The sequence below is a fragment of the Clostridium sp. YIM B02569 genome (assembly GCF_022320765.1).
GTDB lineage: Bacteria > Bacillota > Clostridia > Clostridiales > Clostridiaceae > Clostridium > Clostridium beijerinckii.
In genome coordinates this window covers 247,223-272,314 of the sequence record NZ_JAKJJX010000002.1, presented here as the reverse complement: position 1 = coordinate 272,314, position 25,092 = coordinate 247,223, and the positions used below count along the sequence as shown (strand labels likewise).

The window sequence follows — 25,092 nt, the reverse complement described above, 5'->3', positions numbered from 1 at the left end:
TTTTAACCTTCCTCCTACTTATAAAAATTCTTGACACAATTTATTTCTAATATGTTTTTTACTATTTTTATACATGATTTCTCCAACTTTAAGTCCAGCGCAATGTAAATCAATTATTGGTTTAGGTCCTAAATATGCTAATGTTTTGCCCATTCTATAATTTCCAACTTTATAATCCGGATAAAAATTTATACAGTTTTCTTTTAAATCGTCAATATCCACTATCCCAGAATACTGTATCACTGTTATAAAACTTGACAATGATTTCAATTTCTTTGATGTTATTTCTGAATTATTCATGCCTATAAAACATTTTTCTGAAGTATAATCTGCTACAATTAAAGCATCTGTATTTATTAATAAATCATGGTTTTCTTCTAATAAATTTTTTATCACAACTACATCTAATGACAATTTTGATAATGTGGTGTATATAATCTGTCCAAAATTATCATTACTTACAATTACAATCTTACTTTTATAAATCTCTATGCCCACATCAAATAACATCTTCACTGCAAGTGGACCACTAAATTTGAATGTATCTAATCCTGGATAATTTTCATTTGTTCCCATTACATTAATAGCTTTTTGTTTGCAATACTCTATATCTATATCCTCATTTCTTAATTCCCATGTTTCACACATATATGGAATCACTGCATTTTCTTTCATCATATCTATTGTTTCTTTATCAATAGGTCTTACAAAACCTAAATTAGTTACTATATCAGCTTGATTAATATTCCTTTTATCAAATACTATCTCTATTTTATCTACAACATCACAAAGTTCAGCAAATAGCATTGTTTTCTTTTTCACCTCATCTTTAGATGCATACTTTGAGTCTTTAGTTATTGCATACACTTTTTTAGCCCCAGCCATTGCTGCTATTATAGGCGTATATATAAACTCCCCACATGCAGCCTCAGTAAAAACTATAAGTCCACTTAAATCCAATTTAGTAAATTTTATCGCTTTGCATATTAGATTAATACTTCTCTTTGGATTCATCATTCCATTTTCTTTGAAATACATTATTATATTATTATTCATTTAATATTTTCTCCAATTCTGATACAATATAAATTATCTCTTTCCACAAAATATTGTTATGCAAAGGTAATGCTATTCCATGCTTATGAGCATATACAGAATTGTAAAATTGACAATTTTCATACCCATATTTCTCTTTATAGTAAGGCTCTTCATGTACAGCATAAGCACCAAAATTAGTTTCTATTCCTTTATCTTTTAACTCTATAATTAATTTATCTCTGTCAATTCTTTTATCTAAAAGTATATGATATGTCTGCCAAACATGTTTTTCATAACTTTTTTTTTCTGGTAATGTTATAAACTTCACATTTTTAAGCAAATTATTATACTTATTTGCTAATTCAATTCTTCTCTCATTTATTAGTTCTAATTTTTTCATTTGTACTGTTCCAATAGCTCCTTGGATATTTGTCATTCTATAATTTAAACCTGCCTCTACAAAGCTTATTTTCCCGTTTTTATAGTTCAGTCCATGATTTCTGAGTGTTCTAATGTTTTCTGCTAATTTAGAATTATTTGTAACTACGATTCCACCTTCACCCGTTGTTATAGCTTTTCTTGGATGAAGACTAAAACAACCAATATCTCCAATCGTTCCGACCTTTTTTCCTTTATATTCCGCTCCAAGTGCACACGCCGCATCTTCTATGATTTTTAAATTGTATTTTTTAGCTATGGTCACTATTTTATCCATATCTGCTGACTGTCCAAATTCATGAACAGGTATTATTGCTTTTGTTTTATCAGTAATTGCATTCTCTATTTTATCTGTATCTATACATAGACTATCTAGTTTAATATCTACAAACTTAGTTATAGCACCTACAATTTCTACTACATTAGCTGTTGCTGGGAAAGTAAAATCAGGTACTATAACTTCATCATCTGCCTTTATTCCAATAGCAAGCAAAGCTAAATGCAATGCAGCAGTTCCACTGCTAACAGCAAAACAATATTTAGCATTTAAATATTCTTTTAATTGATTTTCAAATTCTTCTACTTTGTCTCCTTGCACCAAATATTTTGAATCAAAAACTTTTTTTATTTCATCCAATTCTTCCTGCCCTATATCTGGAGAAGCGAGTTTAATCATTTAGAACACCTCTATACCAATTAATTGTTCTTTCTAACCCCTCATCTAAATCATACTTAGGTACAAATTTCAAAATCTCTTTAGCTTTTTCTATGCTTGGACTTCTAAGTTCTATATCCACATAATTCTTTGGTACATAAACAATTTCAGATTTAGACTTTGCTATTCTCTTTATTAATTTTGCAAGCATGGCTATAGTAATAGTTCCTCTTGGATTTCCAATATTAAATGCTTGTCCTATTGCTTTCTCATTATCTAAGCATAACATTACTCCTGTTATAAAATCGTCAATATAGCACCAAGATCGTATTTGATTTCCTTCGCCATGAATTTGTATCTGTTCATTTTTGATGGCTCTTACAACAAATTGATGAATCGCGCCTTCACCAACCTGACCATCTCCATATATATTAAAAGGCCTTATTGTTACGATTGGAAGTCCATACTCCTTATAAAAACTATAAGCTAAATGTTCACCTGCAAGTTTTGAGACTGAGTAAGTCCATCTTGCTTCCCCTACAGGAGCTAAATTTGTTGTATGAGCTTCATCAACTTTATATGCATAAGATCCAAATATCTCCGAAGTTGAAAAATCTATAAATATTTCTATTTTTTGATTTTTTAATGATTCAAGAATATTATAAGTTCCAATCATATTGACCTTCATAGTACTCACTGGATTTTTTATAACAGTATCTATTCCTGCAATCGCAGCTAAATGGATTACTATATTAGGTTTAAATTCATCTATGACATGCTTTAAAAAATTAAAATTTAAAATATCTCCTTTAACTAATTTTATATTATCTTTATTTAATAATTTTGTATTTTTAATCGAGTTTCTCTTTAAATTATCATATATTAATAATTCATTATTACTGCTAAGCTTTTCGCACAACTTTGTGCCTATAAAGCCTGCACCACCTGTTAGAAATATTTTTTTACTTTTTATCATTTATTATTTCTCCCATTATTATTTGCTATATTATCCATATATTTTTCAAACTCTTTTACAAAATACTCAAATTTTAAATTATTGCTTTCTATTTTTCTATTCATTTTCACAGTATTTCTAAAGCTGTTATCTTGAATTAATTTTTTAGAATAACTTAATAATTTATCAAAATCACCTGTTTTAGGGAAAATAGTTTTTGCATTATTATATAAATATGCTGGAGCCATATAACTAGCATTCATTACATCAAATGCTTCATTATTTTCTTCTTTATAAAAAGTAATAATAGGCAATTCTGCATAATAAGCTTCTTCTAAAGAGTATCCTCCACCAGGATATGAATTCAAATAAAAATCGCAACTTTTTAGATATGATGATGCTTCTAAATTAAATCCTGCAAAAATCACCTTGCATTCCTGGATTAATTTACTTGGAACATATTCTTCAAACTCGCTATAATCGCCTCCAAATACAACAAGGCATATGTCATCTATTTCATTAATAAGCTTAATTACAAAATTCCAAAATTCATTGTTTTTATACTTTATAGACCTTCCAATTGAAATTACTACTTTTTTCTTCCTATCAATATTAAATAAAGTTCTTATATTAAGATTTTTATCCACTAACTCAGTATTTATTGGTGAAATTAATTCAAATATATTTTCACAGCAATTATCTTTTTTAATATACGTGTAACAAAAATCTAATTTCTTATCAAAATAATCTTCCGGCTGTTGAAATTGAATTTTTCCAATAATTTTACAAACCTTTTTTAATAATGGGTATAACAATATTCCTATCGGTGCAAAATATAAACTTTGATATACTACATAATCAAAATTTTCTTCACTTATATAGGTGTAGAATTCTTTAATTTTATCCTCAATAGAATTGCTAATTGGTACAAGTAAATTTACATTTAAATTATTAAAATATTCTATACTTTCTTTACTATTATTAAATTCATTCTTATTTAAAAGACTCAATACTGAATATCTATCTTTAGCATTCTCAGAACTTTCTAAATAATTTATAAAGAATTGTGTTACACTCTGATGTATATCCAAACCATTTAATATAAATAAAATCTTTCTCTTATTTTCTTTTAAACTCATTTTTTTATTATTAAAATAAGTCAAATAATTCTCATCTAAAATTCTTTCCCCGATTTTATCCATTTCCTCGTATACATTTTGTTGCATATATTTAAATCTTGAATAACTAGTAAATCTCCTATACATATTTCCATAATAATAATTGAATTTGAATGTTAATTCATATTTACTTCTTATAAACCACTCACTTAAATATTTCATATAGCTTTCTTCATCATTGATGCTTAATAAATAATCAAATAATGCTTCTGTATTAGTCATGTCATCTGAATTTACCATAAATTTTGTTTTCATTAAATCAACTTGGTCACTACTTTTCCTTAAATGATCTGGATTTATATAATTCAAATTTTCTTTAGATCCTTTTTCGGACGAACTAATCAATAGATCTTTGATTTTTATTAATTGATCATTTAATGAATATCTTTCTTTAATAAATGCCCTGTATACTTTTGAAGTATAATTTTTATCAGAAACCATTTCGACAGCTTCAGTTATCGTATTCCATACATATTGAGATGGATATATTACTCTAGCCCCTACAAAATTATGTATTATTGGTTTTATTCCTTTGCACATGGCCTGCATTACGCTTATATTTTGTGATTCAAGAACACTTGTACATAAAATACAATTTTTATCTTCAAGCCATTTATCTAAATCATTCTGCCAGCCTTCATATATAACATTATTCTCTAATCCTAATTCTCTAACCATTTGATTATAGTAAAGCACATCTCTATTATCTTGAAAAACTCCTGCAATATATAATTTATATCTATTATCCTCATCATAAATAGCCTTAAATGTATGCAATAAAAGCATAGGACCTTTCTTATAATTAATATATCCTACATAAGCTATATTAAATCCATTTTCTCGCTCTTTATATGTCCATTTTTTTTCATCTATTCCATTTGGGATAACACTAATTATTTTTTCATCTATGTCAAAATTTTGAACAATGAAATCTTTTATATGTGCTCCTACTACTATTAGCTTGTCTATACTGTTCCAAGTCACATTATTAATATAATCTGTAAAGGCTTCATAACTATGAAGCCTACATATAACTTTCTTTTCTCCAGCTAACTCTAATTTACTTCCATATGCTATTAATTCATCACACCATTCAAACCAGCAAATATCTGCCCATTGCATACCATCTTCAATTTGCTTATATTCTGTTACTATAATTTTTTTTATCTCATATTCTTGTGACAGACCCTCAATAATATCGCCTAAAAAACTATCTAATCCTAGCCTTACAAAAAACGCCAATTTCATCTTATCTTTTACGACACATGAAATATCTTCTTTTAAATTTTCAGTATCATTAATTAATTCATCCTTTGATTGCATTACAATATTAACCAAGTTGTCTTTCATTAAACCACTCCAAAATTCTGATTATAATATTCTACTCTCTGCTGATTTAAATTATGATTTATTATTTCTTATTATTGACTTTTTTTGAATCTTACTTCTAAATGAGTTTAATGTTAGTGTATTCAAAAAAATAATAGTCAATTTATCTGATGAAAAATATCCATGACAAATTGGACTTGTTATTTATTTTTACGTGCCTTAACTTAATACAAATTGATCAATAGAATTCTTTTAATCATAAATTTAAGATAATTTACTTCCCCCACTAAATTATGTATTGCTGTATCACAATTAAAAAACAATAATATAATATACTATAAATATACAAAAAATCTAAGGAATCAATTAAAGGAGATGTTATTTAATGGCAAGTTTTGATACACCTCAAAACAGCACTATTCAAACAATTTATGCTACAGGAACTATCCCTGCACACAATGATGCAGGTTTTATTGAAATACAAGCCGTTGCTTCTCGTAATGGTGGTCATGAAACTTTTTATAAAACATTTCAAGTTGCTGCTAGTGCTACAAGAGCTACTGCTGAAGTATGGGCTGGGGCTGGTAACTATCAGATAATTATTACTCCTAAATTATTTGGTACCCAATCAGTTAGTTCGACAACCGTTATAAATAGCTTCAAACATTAATAGGAACCATAATATAAATTTCATGGAGTCTAATATCCGACTCCATGTTTTTAATATGCCTATATAATTTTTATAAAAAATCTGCTCCGCAAGGTGTGAGTTTAACATACTTCTAAAAGTCATCCACGTATTTGACTGTATTATAATTTTCTCTAAAGAATTAAATAATCTTGACTGATGAACTTATTATTTTTTCATTGTGTTAAATATAACATACAGTATATCTTAATCTTCTAATTATCTTTGAAAATAATTCCACATAAAGTACTCAGCTATTTGTATAAAATTTGAATAGTATGTTTATTCACTCCTTTTTATAGATCTCATATACTATATTAAAGTGGAACCTGTTTTTAAGTAATGTGAAGTAATACTATAATATTGCAATAGTATCGGAGAAATGGAGGTTAATAATGAATAGTATTACAATTCCAGCTATTAAAAGCCTAAGCATTACAAATAAATATTCTGATAAAAGTCTAAATGAAGATAAAATAATAGTAGGCGCTGATGGTAACTATAACTACTACAGTTATTTGTTTTGGGATATCTCATCAATACCTACTAATGCTACAGTTCATAATGCAAAGCTTACGCTTTTCAAAACTGATAATTTTTATTATGATACTAGTAAAAAATTCTCCATAAGTCCGCTCTATGAATACTTCAGTACTTATACAACTTATAATAATTCTCCTAATTATGATCATTATACTGTAATAAACTTTTATCCATTGACAGATAATATATCAGTAACAATAGATATTACAACAATAGTTTCGTCATGGGTAAAAAATAGTTTGAAAAATAAGGGTATAATACTATATGGAAGAAATGAAGATATACTCACAAGCTTCGGATCTGTAAAAAGTTCAGACAACTATCTTATGCCATTTATAATAGTAAATTATGATCCATATTCCCCCAATAAATGTTTGAAAAAGGAATGTACTAATAAATATTCTAAGGATTGTTGTAAAAAAAAATATAACGATGAATACTTCAAAGATGATTGTTGTGAGAAATATATAAAAATATGCAAAGAAGAACTTGAATCGATTTTATTTAAAGTTTGTAAAGAAGCTTGCGGAGGTAATTGCAATCCATTCCCCTCAAATACCTCCATTACTAGAACGGTACGAGTGACAGGAACTGTAGCTCCAACATCAGTTTATTATATAGTTGTAGATTTACAAGTAACTCGCGCTTCTAGTGGACAAGTAAATCATTATTATGTATCAGATGAGTATGATAATTCCTTAAATAATACTCCTCTTCCTATAGATAAAACGTATAATATTGCTGTAAGCCCTCCTATTCAATCTGGTGATGCAGAAGATGTGATTTTATATGGTTCCTATAAAGGCTTTTAGTTCCTAGAATTTATATAATAATAATGAGAGCTTTTAAAGCACATAAAAAAAATAATCATGACATTTTGGACTTGTTATTTTCTTTAATCTGCCTAAGCTCTCATTATTTTTACATATTTACTTGTAATATAAATCTGTTAATACATAGTTTTTAGTCCTCACTTTTTCCTACACCAGATAAGATTAATCCCTTATTATGTTCTAGTGCCCAGCTTATACCCCAGTCATTTTGGAATATAAGAAGATTTCTATCCTTAAAATCTTTAACCTTCTTAGTATCAGAAGTTAAGTTCAATGAATCCATGTTAACATCTTTATTTTCAATCCATCTTACATATCTGTAATCTAATCTATCCATTTTAACATCAACATTATATTCGCTATTTAATCTGTATTCTAATACTTCAAATTGAAGCACACCAACAACTCCAACTATTATTTCTTCCATACCAATGTGAATTTCCTTAAATACTTGAATTGCTCCTTCTTGGGCGATTTGAGAAACACCTTTTATAAATTGCTTTCTCTTCATAGTATCTACTGGTCTTACTCTTGCAAAATGTTCTGGTGCAAAAGTTGGAATTCCTTCAAATTTAAATTTCTTTGATGGTGCACATAGTGTATCTCCAATTGAAAATATACCTGGATCAAATACACCGATTATATCTCCTGCATAAGCTTCTTCAACAATTTCTCTATCTTGAGCCATAAATTGTTGTGGTTGAGCTAATTTAATCTTCTTTCCACCTTGCATGTGGTATACATCTTCACCTTTATTAAATTTACCTGAACAAATTCTCATAAATGCGATTCTATCTCTATGAGCCTTATTCATATTTGCTTGAATTTTAAATACAAAAGCAGAGAACTTATCATCAAATGGATCAATAGTTCCACCACTTGAATTTCTAGCAAGTGGTGATGTAGTCATTTCTAAGAAATGTTCCAAGAATGGTTCCACACCAAAGTTAGTTAATGCTGATCCAAAAAATACTGGTGTTAATTCTCCACGACGTACAACATCTAAATCTAATTCATCTCCAGCAATATCTAAAAGCTCAATATCTTCCATTAATTTATCGTGAAGAGCATCTCCCAATATTTCTCTAAACTTAGGATCATCTGGTGAACCTTCTATTGCTTCAACTTCATTTTGACCGTGATTTCCACCATTGAAAGCTATAATCCTGTTATTGTCTCTTTCGTATACTCCTTTGAATTCCTTACCAGAACCAATTGGCCAATTCATTGGATAAGTTTTAATTCCAAGTTCATTTTCAATATCGTCTAATAATTGGAATGGATCTTTAGCTTCTCTATCCATCTTATTTATAAATGTAAAGATTGGCATTTCTCTTAAAGAAGCAACGTGGAATAACTTTCTTGTTTGATCTTCTATACCCTTAGCAGCATCTACAACCATAACTGCTGAGTCTGCAGCCATAAGAGTTCTATATGTATCTTCTGAGAAGTCTTGGTGACCTGGAGTATCTAATATGTTAATACAGTGATTATTATAGTTAAATTGCATAACTGAAGAAGTAACTGAGATACCTCTTTGCTTTTCGATTTCCATCCAGTCAGAAACTGCATGCTTAGATGCCTTTCTAGCTTTAACGGAACCTGCAAGTCTAATAGCTCCTCCATATAATAAAAACTTTTCTGTAAGTGTAGTTTTACCTGCATCAGGGTGAGATATAATTGCAAAAGTTCTTCTTTTTTCTATTTCTTTTATATAATCAGCCAACGCTAAATCCTCCTAAATTTATAATCAATTAATTCATAAAATTTCTACGAAAATTATTAAAAGTACTTTATCTACATTGGACAAGTCCTCCTAAATTTTATATATCATTATTTTAAAATGATAAAGCCTATATGGCTTTATTTAAAATTTATAACTTCATTTATATATACTTATACTACTTCATTATTAACTAAATTATTATATCATATGAAATATATTATGTACACTTTATGCAGTATATTTACTTGAGCCTGTCCTTTATTAATGCCAGATAAACTAATCTGTTAAATAAGATTAATTATAAAAACAAAAAGTAAATAGTAACAAAAATTTAATTATTTGTTTAGATTAAATTTATATTTTCATAACATTTTTGTCACTTTTTTACTATATAATGATTTAATGGAACATAAACTAAATCATATTATATTAGTTTCTGTTAGTTTCAAAACTTTTAGATGAAATTATAAGTTTTGTTAACAAATTTTATTTTTATATTAAATTTTTAATTATTAGGGAGGAAAAATTATGTTTAAAAGAGCAAACAAAATTACATCTTTATTAGTAGCAGCAGCTTCAGTTATGTCTTTAGTACCTGCGTATGCTGCAGATGTAAAAAAAATTGATTCAGATGATGGTACTGTATACAATGCAGTAGCTTACAAAGATGGTAAGTTCTTTGTTGATGGAGAAATTAACGATGACGAAGAAGCCTACTATGTATCTGATGGAAAATTTAACAAACTAGAAGATATTGATTCAGGAGATGACGCTGATCTATTCGGAGAAAAATATCTTGATATAAATGATGGTGATTACACTGTTGATTTAGATAAAGGTAGTATAACTGATGATGATACTAAGGGCGATACTGCTGATGACGCTTCAGCAGATCTAAGAAAGAAAATTAAAGATGACACTGATGACAGATATGATGAAGATTTTGCTGATAATATAATAGATGAAAATAAAGATGATACTGAAGATTTAACTAAATTAAATATAATTCCAGGTGCTAAATATAAAACTCCATGGTATTATACACAATATAAAGCAGCAGATAAAGCTGTGAATGATAATGTTAATGGACTAAAGGAAATAACTGATCAAAATAAACGAGTTTTCAATGTTTATACTGACACAAAAGGTGGCTACATTGATGCTGACTATAACTTAGGAAAAGTTAAGGTTACAACCACTGCTGATGGTGCATCAACTAAAACAGAAACAATAGAAAATACTAATGATAAATACGATGCTGCTGGTAAGGATGATGCACTAACTGCAAGTGTTTCCCAAGATAAAATATTGACACAAGATGATGATTATATTTATAGACTTGCAACTATAAAAGTAAATGTAACTACTGATGATGCTGCTACAGCTAGAATAAGTGAAATAAATGGTGTTGAACTTAACCCGGAAAACGCAAACGACAAACCACAGATATTTACAGTTGAAAATGATGGAAGGACTGTATCATTCAAGGCTATTCAAAAAATATCCAAGGCTCAAGACTCCGACGATGTGGATGGAGCTAAATATGCAAAAACTGTAACTACTTATGCACTTTCTGATGAAGATGGTAAAAACCTAGATGCTAAAGACTTATTCTTAAATACTGATGGCACTATCAATGAAGATACTAAATTTACTGTAGCTAATGGAAAGCTTATAGCCTACAATACAGAAATGAATGAGTATAAAAAAGTTGTTGTCAGAGCATATTCATTAAAAACAAAGGGCGGATACTACTATGCCGACGAAGAAGATGAAAGTAAAGAAGATTGTGAAGTAAGTTCTCAAGATGATAAGACATCAGCTGTTCAAACAGACGTTGATGGAAACCTATGGAGATTAGATGGTGGATATATCTATAAATTTGATAATACAGATGATTGGGACAAGGTTTACAAAGTTGATGGATCTTTCGATGAACTTTCAGTTTATGATAAAGACAATATAGCTGCTTGGAGCGAAGATGATGATGTTTACTCATTAATAGGTGGAAAATCTTCTGATGATGATAATAACACTAATCCTCCAACTACAACTGCAGGATGGGTACAAGCTGCTGATGGAACTTGGACTTATAATAAAGAAGACGGAACTAAGGCTACTGGCTGGTTAAACTTAAATGGAGTTTGGTATTATCTAAACACTGATGGTGTTATGGCTACTGGTTGGTTAAACTTAAATGGAGTTTGGTATTACTTAAATCCATCAGGAGCTATGGCTACTAGCTGGTTAAACTTAAATGGAACTTGGTACTATTTAAATTCATCAGGAGCTATGGCTACTGGTTGGTTAAATGATAATGGAACTTGGTATTATTTAAATTCATCAGGGGCTATGTTATCTAACACAACTGTTGATGGTTATGTATTAGGCTCTAACGGAGCTTGGATTAGATAGTTTTAATCTAATTATTCCTTTATAAAAGGACAAGGTTTTCTATACTGTCGTTTATATACAATACATCCTTATCTAAACGATGGTATAGTTTTCCTTGTTATTTTTTTATTCTATAAACTATAACATTTTTATATCTAAATTAATCTCTAACTGCATATATTTTATACTGCTCTAATTTTTCCACTCCTATATAGCACTATTTTCACCTTAAATTCTCTATAGATTTCAGAAATTTATAACCTACTCCTATATTTCTAATTAATTATCCTTTATAAACTCACATTAAGTTCTATATGAAAATATCACGTCAAGCCACTGTAAAAGGTACCTAATTAATACTTAAAGGGATGTATATTATATTAAAACACAAATCATTCTCATCCTTAATTTTCTTACAATTCTGATATTTTTCCAAAAAAAGTACCAAAATTTTTGCATATATCATGTATAATATAGCGAAAAAGTTAAATATTGCTTTTAATTTTAAAAAAATATTATTTAAATAAAATATTATATAAAACGGAGGATGAATTATGTTAAAAAGATTAACTAATGCAACATCATTACTAGTAGCTGCAGCCGCTATTATCTCAATAGTGCCTGCTCATGCGGCTGATTATAAAAAAATCGACTCACAAGAAGGTACTATATACAGTGCAACAGCATACAAAGATGGTAAATTTTATATTGATGGAGAAGTTAATAACAAGGATGAGGCTGCTTATTACTTAGCAAACGGTAAATACAATAATCTATCAGATATTGATAGTGGATCCTCTTCTGAAATCTATGGTTCTAAATATGTGAATATACAAAACGGGGATTATTTCATTAATTTAGATAATGGCTCAGTAACTGATGAATCTATGAAAGAAACTGCAGAAGATGATGCAGCTTCTGCCCTAAGAAAGAATCTAAAAAAAGATAACGATGGACGATTCAACAAAACTGAAGCTGAAACATTCCAAAAACTATCAGATAAAGAACTTCCAGGAAACAAATTCTCAGACCCATGGTATAAATTTGAATATACAAAGGGCAATTCAACAAACGGGGCAATTACTAAATTAAATGTATATACTGATGCTCAAGGAAACTACATTGATGCTGATTATAACTTAGGATCACTAAAAGTAACTACAGTTGCATCTTCATCTACATTAAAAACTATAACTATAGCTAATACAGACGATACTTACGATGCTGATGGCACTAATTCTATTACAGGAAAAGATAAAATATCAGCAAGCGTTGATACTTCTACTGGAAAACTTATTGGACAAGATAGTAGCTATATTTATAGAACAGCCAAGGTTACTGTGAATTCTGCTAATGGGGCTAAAATAACTAAAATAAATGGAATGGACGTCACTGTTGATAGCGGACATACATTTACTGTAAACAATAGTACATTGGGTTCTGGTACTAGCACAGTAAGCTTCAATGTCATTCAAAAAATATCAAAATCACAAGCTTCAGGTAACATCGATGGAGCTAAGTACGCTAAATCGGTGACAACTTATGTTATTTCTGATAAGGACGGAAAAAATGAGTCTTTTTCTTATGACAAGTATACTATTGCTAACGGGAAATTAGTCGGATATACAGCTAATGGTTCAAATTTAAAAGTTAGAACAGCAACATTAACCTCAAGAAATGGATATTATTATGTTGATTTAGCTGATGAATCAAGTGAAGATGTTAAAGTAAATGGTTCCAAAAGTGCTGTTGATACAGATGTAAGCGGAAATCTTTGGAGATTAGATGCCGGATATATATATAAGTGGGATAATAACGAAGACTGGACGAAAGTGTATAAGGTCGATGGTTCTTTTGATCAAATTTCAGTTTACGATGATAATAATATCGTAACTTGGAATAAAAATAATGAAGTTTATTCGATAATAGGCGGAAAAGAGACAATTCCAACAACTCCAGCTGAACCAACAACTCCTGTAGTAAACAAAGGATGGGTTAAAATTGATGCAGGATGGACTTTCTACAACACTAATGGAACTCAATTAAAAGGACAATGGGTTAATGATTCTGGAACTTGGTACTACATTAAAGCAGATGGTACCATGGCTACTGGCTGGATCAAGGATGGATCAACTTGGTATTTCTTAACTGGGTCAGGTGCCATGAAAACTGGCTGGTTGAATGATAATGGAACTTGGTATTACTTACAATCATCAGGTGCTATGAAGACTGGTTGGTTAAATGATAATGGAACTTGGTACTATCTAAGCGCATCAGGTTCAATGTTATCTAACACAATTGTTGATGGATATAAATTAAATGCTTCAGGCGCTTGGATTAGATAGAGGATATATTAATAATTGGGCTATATCAAAATCTATTTGGTATAGCTCTTCTTTCATTCGATATTCAGATCTTATTTATAAAATCAACCTCCTTAAGATTTTCTTAAGACACGTTAAGAAAATCTTAAGAAAATTTACCACTTAAAAAAGTACCAAGTACTGTTTAAAGAGTTGTATATTATAGTGAATGACAAAATCTTACCTGTATATTAATAATATTACATTTAATTGATTATTCATTCATAACTATTAGCTAAATATTTTAATTAGCTTAAATACTATTAAATTTTATTTTCATAAGAGGAGGACAATATTATGATAAGAGGCATGGGAAAGGTAACATCACTATTAGTAGCAGCAGCAACAGTTGCTTCATTAGTACCTTTTAGTGGCGCTAATGCTGCTGAGGTGAAAAGAATTAGTTCTGATGATGGAACTATCTATAATGCAATAGCATATAAAGACGGTAAAGCTTATATCGATGGAGAAATTAATGATGACGAAGAAGCTTACTATTTATCCAACGGAAAATTCAATAAATTAGACGATGTTGATTCAGGAGATAGCGCAGCTCTATTTGGAGAAAAATATTTAGATATATCAGATGGAGACTATACTGTTGACTTAGATAAAGGTAGCGTAACTGATGATGATATTAAAGGTGATACTGAAGATGATGCTGCTGCTGCTTTAAGAAAAAAAATCAAAGATGATACAGATGATAGGTATAATGAAACTGAAGCAAATACTATTAAAGATTCAAATCATGGTGACCTATTCGATTTAATTCCAGGAGCAAAGTATAATAAGGTTTGGTATTATACACAATATAAAGCCGCTCAAAAATCTATAGATAAAAATGTTAATGGATTAAATGGATTGGATTCAGCCCATCAAATATTTAATGTATTTACTGATGATAAAGGCAATTATATTGATGCGGACTATAACTTAGGTAAAGTTAAGGTTACAACAACAGCTTCAAGTGCTTCTGGTACTACATTAACAAAGACAGATACAATAGAGAACACAAACGACGCTTACGATGCAGCTGATGGAATTATCAATGGAACTAGCGTTAGCGGCTCTGATAAATTAAGTGCAAGTGTTGTTCAAGATAGAGTATTGACCCAAGATAAAGATTATATATATAGACTTGCAACTGTAAAAATAACTATTACCACTGGTGCAGCTGCTACAATTAGTGAAATAAATGGTGTTAAAGTTGATCCAAATAATAGCAACGATATCTTCAAAGTTGAAAATAACGGACAAGTTGTATCTTTCAAAGCTATTCAAAAAATATCAAAAACTCAAGCTTCTGGTGATATTGATGACGCTAAATATGCTAAAACTGTAACTACTTATGCACTTTCTGATAAAGATGGTAAAAAGTTAGATGCTGAAGATTTATTTATAAATACTTCAGGCAACGTAGTCACTACAACTAACTATACTGTAGGTTCTGGAAAGCTTATAGCTTACAATTCTGAAATTAACAATAACGACAAAGTTACTGTTAGAGCTTATACATTAAAATCAAGTAGTGGATTCTATTATGCTGATGAGGAAGATCAAAGCAAAGAAGATTGTGAAAACAGCAAAAACCAAGGTGCTGCTGTTCAAACAGATGTTGACGGAAATCTATGGAGATTAGATGGTGGATATATCTACAAATTTGATAATACTGATGACTGGGACAAAGTATACAGAGTAGACGGATCATTTGATGAATTCTCAGTTTATGATAAAGATAATATCGTTGCTTGGAGCGAAGATGATGATGTTTATTCATTAATAGGTGGAAAACAATCTAATACTGACCCTGATGATACTCCAGTAGTAAAAACAGGATGGGTACAAGCTTCAGATGGAACTTGGTCTTATATTAAAGCTGACGGAAATAAGGCGACAGGTTGGGTTCAAGATGGATCAACTTGGTACTATTTTAAAGCTGATGGATCTATGGCTACTGGTTGGGTTCAAGATGGATCAACTTGGTATTACTTCCAATCATGGGGTGGAATGCAAACTGGTTGGCTAAATAATAACGGTACTTGGTATTACTTACAATCATGGGGTGGAATGAAGACTGGTTGGCTAAATGATAACGGCAATTGGTACTACTTACAATCATGGGGCGGAATGCAAACTGGTTGGTTTAATGATAATGGTACTTGGTACTACCTATACTCAAATGGTGTTATGGCCGCTAACACAGTAGTTAATGGATACAACTTATCTGCAAGCGGTGCTTGGGTATAAATTATCATATATAAACTATAAAATTAATAATATAAAATCTATATATTAACCTAAATAATATGCTCTTTTAAACCTCTCCTAGGTTTACTATAACAAGGCTGTCTCAAAAGAAATAGATACTTTTTGAGACAGCCTTACATTTTAATATAACGGGATTCAAATTCTAAATCTAATATAACTTCGTTTACATAAAAGTAAATATAATCTTTAAATTATTGATCATAGTTATTTTGGAGGTTACCCTAAATTATAATTTCCTAATATTAAAAACTTTTATAATAATGTATTTAAAAGTTCAACTTCATTCGTAATTATACTATCTACTCCAACCATTATCACCTTTTTCATATCAACTAAACTATTAACTGTATATGGATTTACTTTTATTCCTGCATCTTTAATTTCTTTAATATATTCTTCGTTTAATATACTTGAAAAATGAGGATGATAACAATCAACAGAAATGGCTTTCAAATATTTAGGTACATTAACTAGTATAGTTTCTGTCAGAGCACCTAAAGTGATCTTTTTATTATTCTCAAGTTTTCTTACTTTTACTAAACTAGTATGATTAAAGCTTGATATTATAACCTTATCTCTTAAATTATATTCATCAATCATAGACAAAACTTTTTTCTCTAGACCTTTATATTCTATGACACTATTCTTAAGTTCCAAATTTAATACTTTCAAATCAGAGTCTGCAACAAGCTCTAATAGTTCTCGCAGAGTTGGTATTTCCTCTCCACCTCTGTTTTGAAAATATTCTACTTCTTCCATAGTATATTTCCCAACCTTATAGCTACCAGCTTGTTTACCTTCCTCATAGTTTCTTTCTGTTGCCATATTTAACTTTAAATGTGCCATTTCCTGCAAAGAATCATTCTTTAAAAGTTGAATTTCCGGTACACTTTTAGTTCTAAATATCTTTAGTTCATCTAGAGTATAGTCTTTAACAAAGCCATGGCCATTTGTAGTTCTATCTAAAGTCTCATCATGAAGTATAATTGGAACTCCATCCTTAGAAAGCTGAACATCTGCCTCTATTCCATCAGCATTATACTCAATCGCTTTTTTAAATGCCAACATTGTATTCTCATCAAACTTTCCACTATAACCTCTATGCGCAATATTTAAAATCTTCAAGTTATTCCCCCCTTGTTAAAATATAATTTATCTTACACAATTCCCCTAATATACATATCTTACACTAAACATAACTATATTACCATAATGAATATTAGTTTCATGATTCTTAATTAAAAACAATTTATAATAACACACTCTATATTTATTATATTTTAAATATATTTATAGTTTAATTTCTGCATTTTATTCTGATTAAATACTTAGATAAGTAGAATTTTAAATGTAAAAAATACCTGCCAAGAATAAGTTTGTTCCAAGCATATTCTTGTGCAGGTTTATACATACTTTTTATTGACCACTTATTTTTATTTCTTTAGTTCCTATAACTCCTGAGCCATCAGTTGCAACTGCTTTTACAATAACTTTTCCATTTGATATCGCTGTTAGCTTACCAGTATCACTTATTGTTGCTGATCCATCCTCGTTTACAACTAGCCACTTTACTTTTTGATTATCCGAATTGGTAGGATATACCTTTTTACTCATTTGTAAACTTCCACCCTTAGTGGTTATTGAACTTATCTCTGTAGTTCCAGAAATAGGTCCTAAAACTACTATATTTTCTACTTTTGTAGTAGTTTCACCACTTGTGTCTTCATTTTTCTTCCACTGAGCATATAATGTGATATCTTTAGTTATTTTTATTCTATCATCATACTCGTAGCTTGAACCATCACCATCACTTTTTGTATTCCATTCAATGAAAGTATACCCATTCTTAACTGGTTTATACAAAGTAAGCATTGTATCTTCATCAACAGTTTTTGTCCTAAGCAACTCATCATCATCGTCCTCAGCCTCAGGATCTTTAAACTTAACTTTATATTGTTTTTTTACTTCCTTTGAAGGGTCTGTAGGAATATCCTTTGACATTTTTGAGTCCTCATCAATTATTTGATTTGGTACATATGGAAGTGTATTATTTCCATAATAATCAAAACTTTTAGTCGGTATTGGATAATCACTTCCTATACAAGCTCCACTATCATCAAGGTTATAGATCCTTCCATTTATAATAGAAGTTCCCTTCTGCATTGCACCGTTTTCTGAAAATATATAAATCTTTCCTTCTATTTGAATTACACCTGTTTGCATTACTCCACTTAGATCAGTATAATACCACTCTCCGTTGTCAAGAATCCATCCAGTTCTCATTAATCCATAAGAATCAAAGTAATACCAAATTCCGTTTATTTGCTTCCATCCTCCATTAGCATAACCATATATATCTGCATAACTCCAACTCCCATCATAGTTTTCAATCCATGCAGCTAAAGACTTTACTGGAGCTACAGTAATTAATGATGAAATAGCAAGACTTACTGCAATAGATTTCCTTAAATATTCATACTTCACAATTAAGTTCTCCCCCTTATCTTTCCTAATTATTTGGTCAAGTCATAAAACTACAACTTGACCATTTTTCCTTTAGTATTTTATACACTCTTTAACTATTTGGATTTATTATTATTGTTTTTGTAACTGATATTCCTGATCCATCATCAAGAGTTGCTTTTATATTAACGCTGCCTTGTTTTAAAGCTGTTAAATCTGCTGTTAAATCTCCAGTTGAATTAATAGTCGCAAGATCCGTATTTGTTCCGTCTATATTACTTATAGACCATATCACTTTTTTACCTGTTACGCTAGTTGGGCTTATAACTGAAGTCAATTTCACTGTGTTTCCAACAGCTACTGTATTACTTGATTGATTTATTGTAATTCCAGATGCTGCATTTATTGTTACAACTGACTGTCCGACAATTCCAGACCCGTCTGTCGCAGCTGCGTTTACAGTAACCGTTCCATTTGATACTGCAGTTAAAATTCCATTACTATCAATTGTTGCTTTTCCTGTTACAGGCGTTACTGACCAAGTTATTGCTTTATTAACTGCATCTGTTGGCCCCACCGTTGCTAGCATTTGTAATGTACCATTTGGAATAACTATTGTAGAAATATTTCCTGTTCCTGTCACAGTTATTGTCCCTACTTTACCACTTATAGTTATAGGCAGACTTCCCACAACTTTTGATCCATCTGTTGCAGTTGCATTTACAGTAACCGTTCCATTTGATACTGCGCTTAATAGCCCATTGCTATCAACTGTTGCTTTTCCTGTTCCAGGAGTTACCGACCAAGTCACACTTTTACTAGTCGCCCCTGTTGGTTCAAAACTTGCAGTCATTTGTAATGCTCCACCATCCGTTATTTCATTTCCACTTCCATCTGGTGCATTAACTGTAACTTTAGTAACCTTAACTTGTGGAATTACTTTTACTGTTATATATTTGCTAATTCCCTTTCCATTATCTGCAGTAGCTATCACTTTAACATCACCAGAGGATACTCCTGTCAACACTCCTGAAGATGTAATTGTTGCTGTTCCTGTTCCATTGGAAACAGACCAGTTCACTATTTTATATGTTGCATTATTCGGATCTACACTAGCACTCATCTGCAATGTTCCACCAACCACTACTTCTGGAGCTTCATCAGGACTTATTGTTATATCTGTTACATTTGTAATTTGTCCAGCTATCCTTACAGTTGCACTTCCAATTGCGGTTGTACCATCTGCATTTACTACACTTGCTTTTACTGTAACAGTTCCGTTAGTCACTCCTTTTATATTTATAGAACTTCCTACTGTTCCACCTTCAATCTTAGCACTTCCGCCATCACTTCCACTAATAACTTCCCAATTTACAGCTTCTGATGTTGTTGTAGAATAACTTGGTAATAAACTAGCTATCAATCCAAGTGTTCCATCATCTTCTGTTATTGATAAAGCTGCTCCATCTTTTGTTGCTATATTAATCTTAGTTGCAGGTATATTATTGTCGATACCACTTATAGTGACTTCTTTCGTATCACTAATACCCGTTCCATCAGTAGCAGTCGCTTTTACTGTTACTTTTCCATTTGATTTTGGAGTTAATTCACCAGTATTAGTATCAATTGTAGCACTTCCTGTATTATTCTCAACAGACCATACTACTGCACCATTAGTTGCATCCTTTGGTAATACAGTTTTATCCATAGTTACTTTTCCAGTTCCTGTTACTGAATCTTGTCCATCTATAGTAATTTTAGAAACCTTAATTTTTTGACCACTTATAGTAACATCTTTAGTCGCAACTACTCCACTACCATCTAATGCCTCAGCTTGTACAGTTACTGGTGTTCCATTTGTATTTGTTACCGCCTTTAAAAGTCCAGTTGAGCTATTAATTGTCGCTTTGTCTTGTCCAGACTTAATTGACCATTTTACTGATTTATTAGTTGCAGTAGTTGGGGTTATATTTAAGTTCAATTGTAATGTTCCACCATCTTCTGTAATTGCAAAATCAGTTTTAGTTGTAGTAATATCCATCCTAGTTACCAATATTTTTGTACTTTGTCCACTTATCGTTACCGTCATACTTCCAACAACATTATTACTTGCAGTTGCTTTTACTGTAACTGTCCCATTAGATATTGCCTTTAAAAGCCCAGTTGAAGAATCAATAGATGCGCTTCCTGTATTATTTTGAACTTCCCAAGTTACAGCTTGATTAGTTGCATCTTCTGGCAATATAGTCGCTTTCATTTGAAGAGTTCCATTCTCAGCTGTTATTGTTGATTCTCCTGATTGTCCGCTTACTGTAACCTTACTTACTGGAACCACTACATCTGTGTTTGTAACTGTAACTTCTTTTGTTCCACTTACATCAGAGCCGTCCTTTGCAGTTGCCTTCACCATAACTGTTCCAGCTGATACTCCAGTCAATACTCCATTGCTATCAATAGTTGCTTTTCCAGTTTCATCAGAAACAGACCATGTCACATCTGCATTAGTAACATTACTTGGTGATACTTCTGCTGTCATTGTAACGGATTTATTTACAGTAACATTTGAGTTTCCTTTTATATTAATATCTTCTACATAAACCGATGTATCTTCTTTCCATTGTGCATATAGTATTATATCTTCTTCTACTTTTATACTATCATCTGCATCGTAGCTCTTTCCAGATCCATTGCTTTTAGCATTCCATCCTGCAAAAACACGTCCATCCTTAGTTGGCTTATATAAGTCAAATGACTTACCATATTTAACAGTTTTAGTTTTAAGCTCTGATCCATCTGAATCTTTAAGTAAAACTTTAAAGGTCCTTCCTTCATTTGGATTGTCATCTGATTCAGTTTTATCCTCAATAACTTCATTAAATTTCGAGTCAGTTGGAGAGGTAATTACCTTATTGTCAGTATTCTTCAATACCTGAATGCAATTTCCTGAATCATCATACTCTTTTTCTGGAGTTGGCATTTTAGTTCCAACGACTTCTCCATCAGAACCAATAGTGTAAAACTCTCCATTTATAACTGTATTATTTGTCTTTATCGCTCCGTTATCGTCAAAAATATAAACTTTTCCTGAGATATTAACAATTCCTGTTTGAATTACACCACTTGAATCTGCATAATACCATTTCTTATTATAATTAATCCACCCAGTTTTCAGTGCTCCATCATTTTGCAAGAAGTACCATGAAGAGCCTGCTTTGATCCATCCTGTTTGCATTTTCCCATTTCCATCAAAATAATATATCTGTCCGTCAATCCTCTTCCATCCTGTAACTTTTTGATTATCTTGCATATAATAAAAATTCCCTTGATAATCATTTACCCATTCGGCTGAAGCCCTTAATGGAATTAGAGTGAATAATGTCATAGAAACGGTAATTGCTGAAATTATTTTATTTATAAACTTCCATTTCATCAAATCTACCCCTATCTTATATTTTTCATAGTACCTTATATTAAAAAGTACTTTTGTCTTACCATAATTCAAACAACTATTAGAATAAAATTTGGCAGAGATAATATGTACTTTTGAACAATTGAATTCTTATCTCACAATTATCCAAATAATATTCCTGAATTTATCTTATTACTCTATTTATTATCGAAGCTTTTTTGAATAACTATATAGATATAATACCATTTTACATTAAATATCCCATATTGAGTATAATTTAAAAATCTAAGGAGGAAAGTTGCCGTCTTCCCCCTTAGATTTAATTCATGACTTCAATTAATATAAGGTTCCATCTGAACCAAACACATATTTTGTTCCATCTATATATCTTGATCCCGTTACCATTTCTCCATTAATATTAAAATAATAGTTTTTACCATCAATAACTACCCATTCATTTTTTTTCATTACACCCGTACCTTCATCTAAATAATACCAATTATTCTTAGAATAAATCCATCCTGTTTTCATTGAGCCATCATCATTTGAATAATACCAATTTCCATTAGCTCTAAACCAACCTGTCTGCATTTCTCCTGATGTATTCTTAAAATAGTACCAGTTACTACCCAAGTTAAGCCAATCACTAGCTGCCTGTCCATTATCTTTTAAATAATACCATTTTCCATTAGAAGATTTCCAAATTGAAGCTGACATTGATCCATCATTATTAAAATAATACCAGTACTCATCAACTTTAAACCAGTCCTTTACCATCTTCCCATCAGCCTTTAAGTAATAATATTTACCATTGTAATTGACCCACTCCATCTTTTTAACGGCTCCATCTTCACCAACATAATACCAATCATCACCATCTTGTACCCATTGGTTAAATAGTTCATAGCCTTTCTTCTTATCGAAGTAACACTTCTTACCATCTACAATCTGCCAACCTGTTTCCATAGCTCCATCAATTCTATTAAAATAATATATTTTTCCATTTATCTTTTGTACCCCTTTTAAACTGACTCCGTCTTTATCATAATAGTATATATATCCATCATGTTTTCCCCAGCCTTTATCATTATCGTACCTGTCAAACACTTTATCCCAAGCATCATCAACATCATTATTCTTATCTTTAAGAGCATCAGTAAGATCATCTAAAGAGTCATTTATGTCATTTATCCCATCACTTATTCCATCTATAGTTTTATCAAATTCATTTTTACCTTTATCTATCACGCCGCCAATTTGAGTATTTATATCTGGAATCATATTGTATGTCCCACTTTTTATCATTCCCTTTATCTTATCCCCAACATTACCTAGATTAACTCCATCAATCATATTATCTAATAAATTCTTTTCGTAATCTCCAACTACAACAGCATATTTATAACTTTTATTTGCTGTGATATCTCCGTTTTTAGTTAATGATAAGCTTAAAATAGAGAATTTAGTTCCATCTATATCCAAAGGAAAACTTAAGCTCCCGCTCAAGTCAGTAACACCATTAAAATCAATAATATTTAAATCTCTATTTATTTTATCTGATTGCCCCTGTTTTGCCTTTAACATATTATAAATTGGATTATTAATTACATATATCTTGTTATTTACAGAATCAATAACATTGATACTCATCCCATCACCAATAACTTTAGAACCATTATCCAAATTAATTGCTTTTGAATAAGCCGTTGTACCTGCTGCTGGGTCAAATGTTAATGAAGGAACTATATCTAGGCTACTGTAAGATGCATTCCTCAAATTAGCACTATAAGTATTTATGCAATATGCGCCATTTCCTACCACAGTATTAACTATTGATCCTACTAACCCCTTTACCACAAAAGCCTGAGCTATAACATCACCTGAATTATTTTTCCCAGTATACTGATATATAGGGATATTCTGAAATCTACTCTTAATAGCATTTGGTAATGCTGCCTGTAAGTTTTTCTCTACTATAGGTTCGATTACGTTTTTAAGCGTTTCCTCTGGTATAGCACCTCCTGTAGCCGATTCTGCCTTCGATACAACTGCATTTGTTATTGGATCTTTCAAAACCTCATAAACTTGTGCTGAAATTTCATCAACTAACGAACCAGACAGATTATACGATAACTTGCCACATTCCTCATTATCGATTGACTTTGCTCCTTTGCTGCTAAACATCAATTTTACTCCATTTTCTAACTGAGGGTTTATAGTAGTGTTTTCAGCCATTCCTACAAGAGTATCTCCATCAGGAACCATTGATCCTATATCAATTCCAGAAAGAGCTATATTATTACTTTGTGTATCTAAAATTATTTTCGAAATATCATTAGTCTCCGCTTTAACTGGAGTACTGAAAACACTATTTGGTATTGTAGCTATAATACTTGTCCCAATTAATATAAGTGCTAATATTTTATTAATTCTTCTTATCATGCCAATCGCCTCCAAAATATCTATATATATTATATCATTTATACTGGTGAGTTTAAATATTCTAACAATATATAGTTACTTTTAATGTGCATTATATTATGTAAAATTCATTGGACAAATATCTAATTATATAATTAATGATATAACTATATTTACGAATTGAGCTATAAATATCCGCATAAAAATAACCATATCGTGATACAAAAATTATATCTTTGATATGGTCATTCTAAAACTCTTTAATTAATTTATTCCCTTATATGCATTTTACATTAATAAAATAATATTAAATCTCTAGTAAGACATGTGCTAAATTGAGGCTAAAATATATAATCTTAATATCTATATATATTTTTTATACACACATACA

14 protein-coding genes are annotated in these 25,092 nt (G+C 30.5%); 5 read left to right on the top strand and 9 right to left on the bottom strand.

The annotated features are described in order from the left end of the window. Window positions 1-18: 18 nt before the first annotated feature. From L3B96_RS02775 to L3B96_RS02760, 4 genes are read right to left on the bottom strand one after another with little or no spacing between them, the layout of a single operon-like run. Complete coding sequence (locus L3B96_RS02775) at window positions 19-1,056, bottom strand: hypothetical protein (protein ID WP_238858763.1); 1,038 nt, start codon at window positions 1,054-1,056, stop codon at window positions 19-21. Then, entirely contained in the window at window positions 1,049-2,152 is a 1,104-nt protein-coding gene (locus L3B96_RS02770; protein WP_238858762.1) for a DegT/DnrJ/EryC1/StrS family aminotransferase, read from the bottom strand. Before L3B96_RS02770 ends, L3B96_RS02775 begins: the two co-directional genes overlap by 8 nt. Next, on the bottom strand, window positions 2,145-3,107 hold the full coding sequence (locus L3B96_RS02765; protein WP_238858761.1) for an NAD-dependent epimerase/dehydratase family protein: 963 nt from the start codon (window positions 3,105-3,107) through the stop codon (window positions 2,145-2,147). Before L3B96_RS02765 ends, L3B96_RS02770 begins: the two co-directional genes overlap by 8 nt. Next, entirely contained in the window at window positions 3,104-5,614 is a 2,511-nt protein-coding gene (locus L3B96_RS02760; RefSeq protein ID WP_238858760.1) for a glycosyltransferase, read from the bottom strand. Before L3B96_RS02760 ends, L3B96_RS02765 begins: the two co-directional genes overlap by 4 nt. Window positions 5,615-5,978: 364 nt before the next feature. Here L3B96_RS02760 and L3B96_RS02755 point away from each other — a divergent pair, with 364 nt between their 5' ends. Both L3B96_RS02755 and L3B96_RS02750 read left to right on the top strand, forming a co-directional pair. Beyond that, the gene (locus tag L3B96_RS02755; RefSeq protein WP_012060868.1) at window positions 5,979-6,263 is read left to right on the top strand and encodes a hypothetical protein; all 285 of its coding nucleotides are present in this window, start codon (window positions 5,979-5,981) and stop codon (window positions 6,261-6,263) included. A 413-nt stretch (window positions 6,264-6,676) separates the two neighbouring features. After that, window positions 6,677-7,636, top strand: a complete 960-nt coding sequence (locus tag L3B96_RS02750; protein WP_012060869.1) for a DNRLRE domain-containing protein — start codon at window positions 6,677-6,679, stop codon at window positions 7,634-7,636. A 151-nt stretch (window positions 7,637-7,787) separates the two neighbouring features. On the opposite strand, the gene L3B96_RS02745 is transcribed toward L3B96_RS02750, so the two are convergent. After that, on the bottom strand, window positions 7,788-9,383 hold the full coding sequence (locus tag L3B96_RS02745) for a peptide chain release factor 3 (RefSeq protein ID WP_012060870.1): 1,596 nt from the start codon (window positions 9,381-9,383) through the stop codon (window positions 7,788-7,790). A gap of 528 nt (window positions 9,384-9,911) precedes the next feature. Between L3B96_RS02745 and L3B96_RS02740 the strand changes: the two genes are divergently transcribed. The 3 genes from L3B96_RS02740 to L3B96_RS02730 all read left to right on the top strand — a co-directional run bounded on the left by L3B96_RS02740 (window position 9,912) and on the right by L3B96_RS02730 (window position 16,387). After that, window positions 9,912-11,798 carry an N-acetylmuramoyl-L-alanine amidase family protein gene (locus L3B96_RS02740; protein WP_238858759.1) on the top strand — a complete coding sequence of 629 codons (1,887 nt, stop codon included), beginning with the start codon at window positions 9,912-9,914 and terminating at the stop codon, window positions 11,796-11,798. Between the two features lie 533 nt (window positions 11,799-12,331). Further along, window positions 12,332-14,122 carry an N-acetylmuramoyl-L-alanine amidase family protein gene (locus L3B96_RS02735; RefSeq protein WP_238858758.1) on the top strand — a complete coding sequence of 597 codons (1,791 nt, stop codon included), beginning with the start codon at window positions 12,332-12,334 and terminating at the stop codon, window positions 14,120-14,122. Between the two features lie 315 nt (window positions 14,123-14,437). After that, window positions 14,438-16,387, top strand: coding sequence for an N-acetylmuramoyl-L-alanine amidase family protein (locus L3B96_RS02730; protein WP_012060873.1), 1,950 nt, complete (start codon window positions 14,438-14,440; stop codon window positions 16,385-16,387). Between the two features lie 273 nt (window positions 16,388-16,660). Here L3B96_RS02730 and L3B96_RS02725 read toward each other — a convergent pair whose 3' ends face one another. The 4 genes from L3B96_RS02725 to L3B96_RS02710 form a co-directional block, all read right to left on the bottom strand. Further along, on the bottom strand, window positions 16,661-17,533 hold the full coding sequence (locus tag L3B96_RS02725; RefSeq protein WP_012060874.1) for a glycerophosphodiester phosphodiesterase: 873 nt from the start codon (window positions 17,531-17,533) through the stop codon (window positions 16,661-16,663). A gap of 291 nt (window positions 17,534-17,824) precedes the next feature. Further along, the gene (locus L3B96_RS27390) at window positions 17,825-18,892 is read right to left on the bottom strand and encodes an InlB B-repeat-containing protein (RefSeq protein WP_238858757.1); all 1,068 of its coding nucleotides are present in this window, start codon (window positions 18,890-18,892) and stop codon (window positions 17,825-17,827) included. A gap of 91 nt (window positions 18,893-18,983) precedes the next feature. Beyond that, the gene (locus L3B96_RS02715; RefSeq protein ID WP_238858756.1) at window positions 18,984-22,301 is read right to left on the bottom strand and encodes an Ig-like domain-containing protein; all 3,318 of its coding nucleotides are present in this window, start codon (window positions 22,299-22,301) and stop codon (window positions 18,984-18,986) included. Window positions 22,302-22,616: 315 nt separating this feature from the next. Then, the gene (locus tag L3B96_RS02710) at window positions 22,617-24,722 is read right to left on the bottom strand and encodes a cell wall-binding protein (RefSeq protein WP_238858755.1); all 2,106 of its coding nucleotides are present in this window, start codon (window positions 24,720-24,722) and stop codon (window positions 22,617-22,619) included. Between the last annotated feature and the right edge of the window lie 370 nt (window positions 24,723-25,092).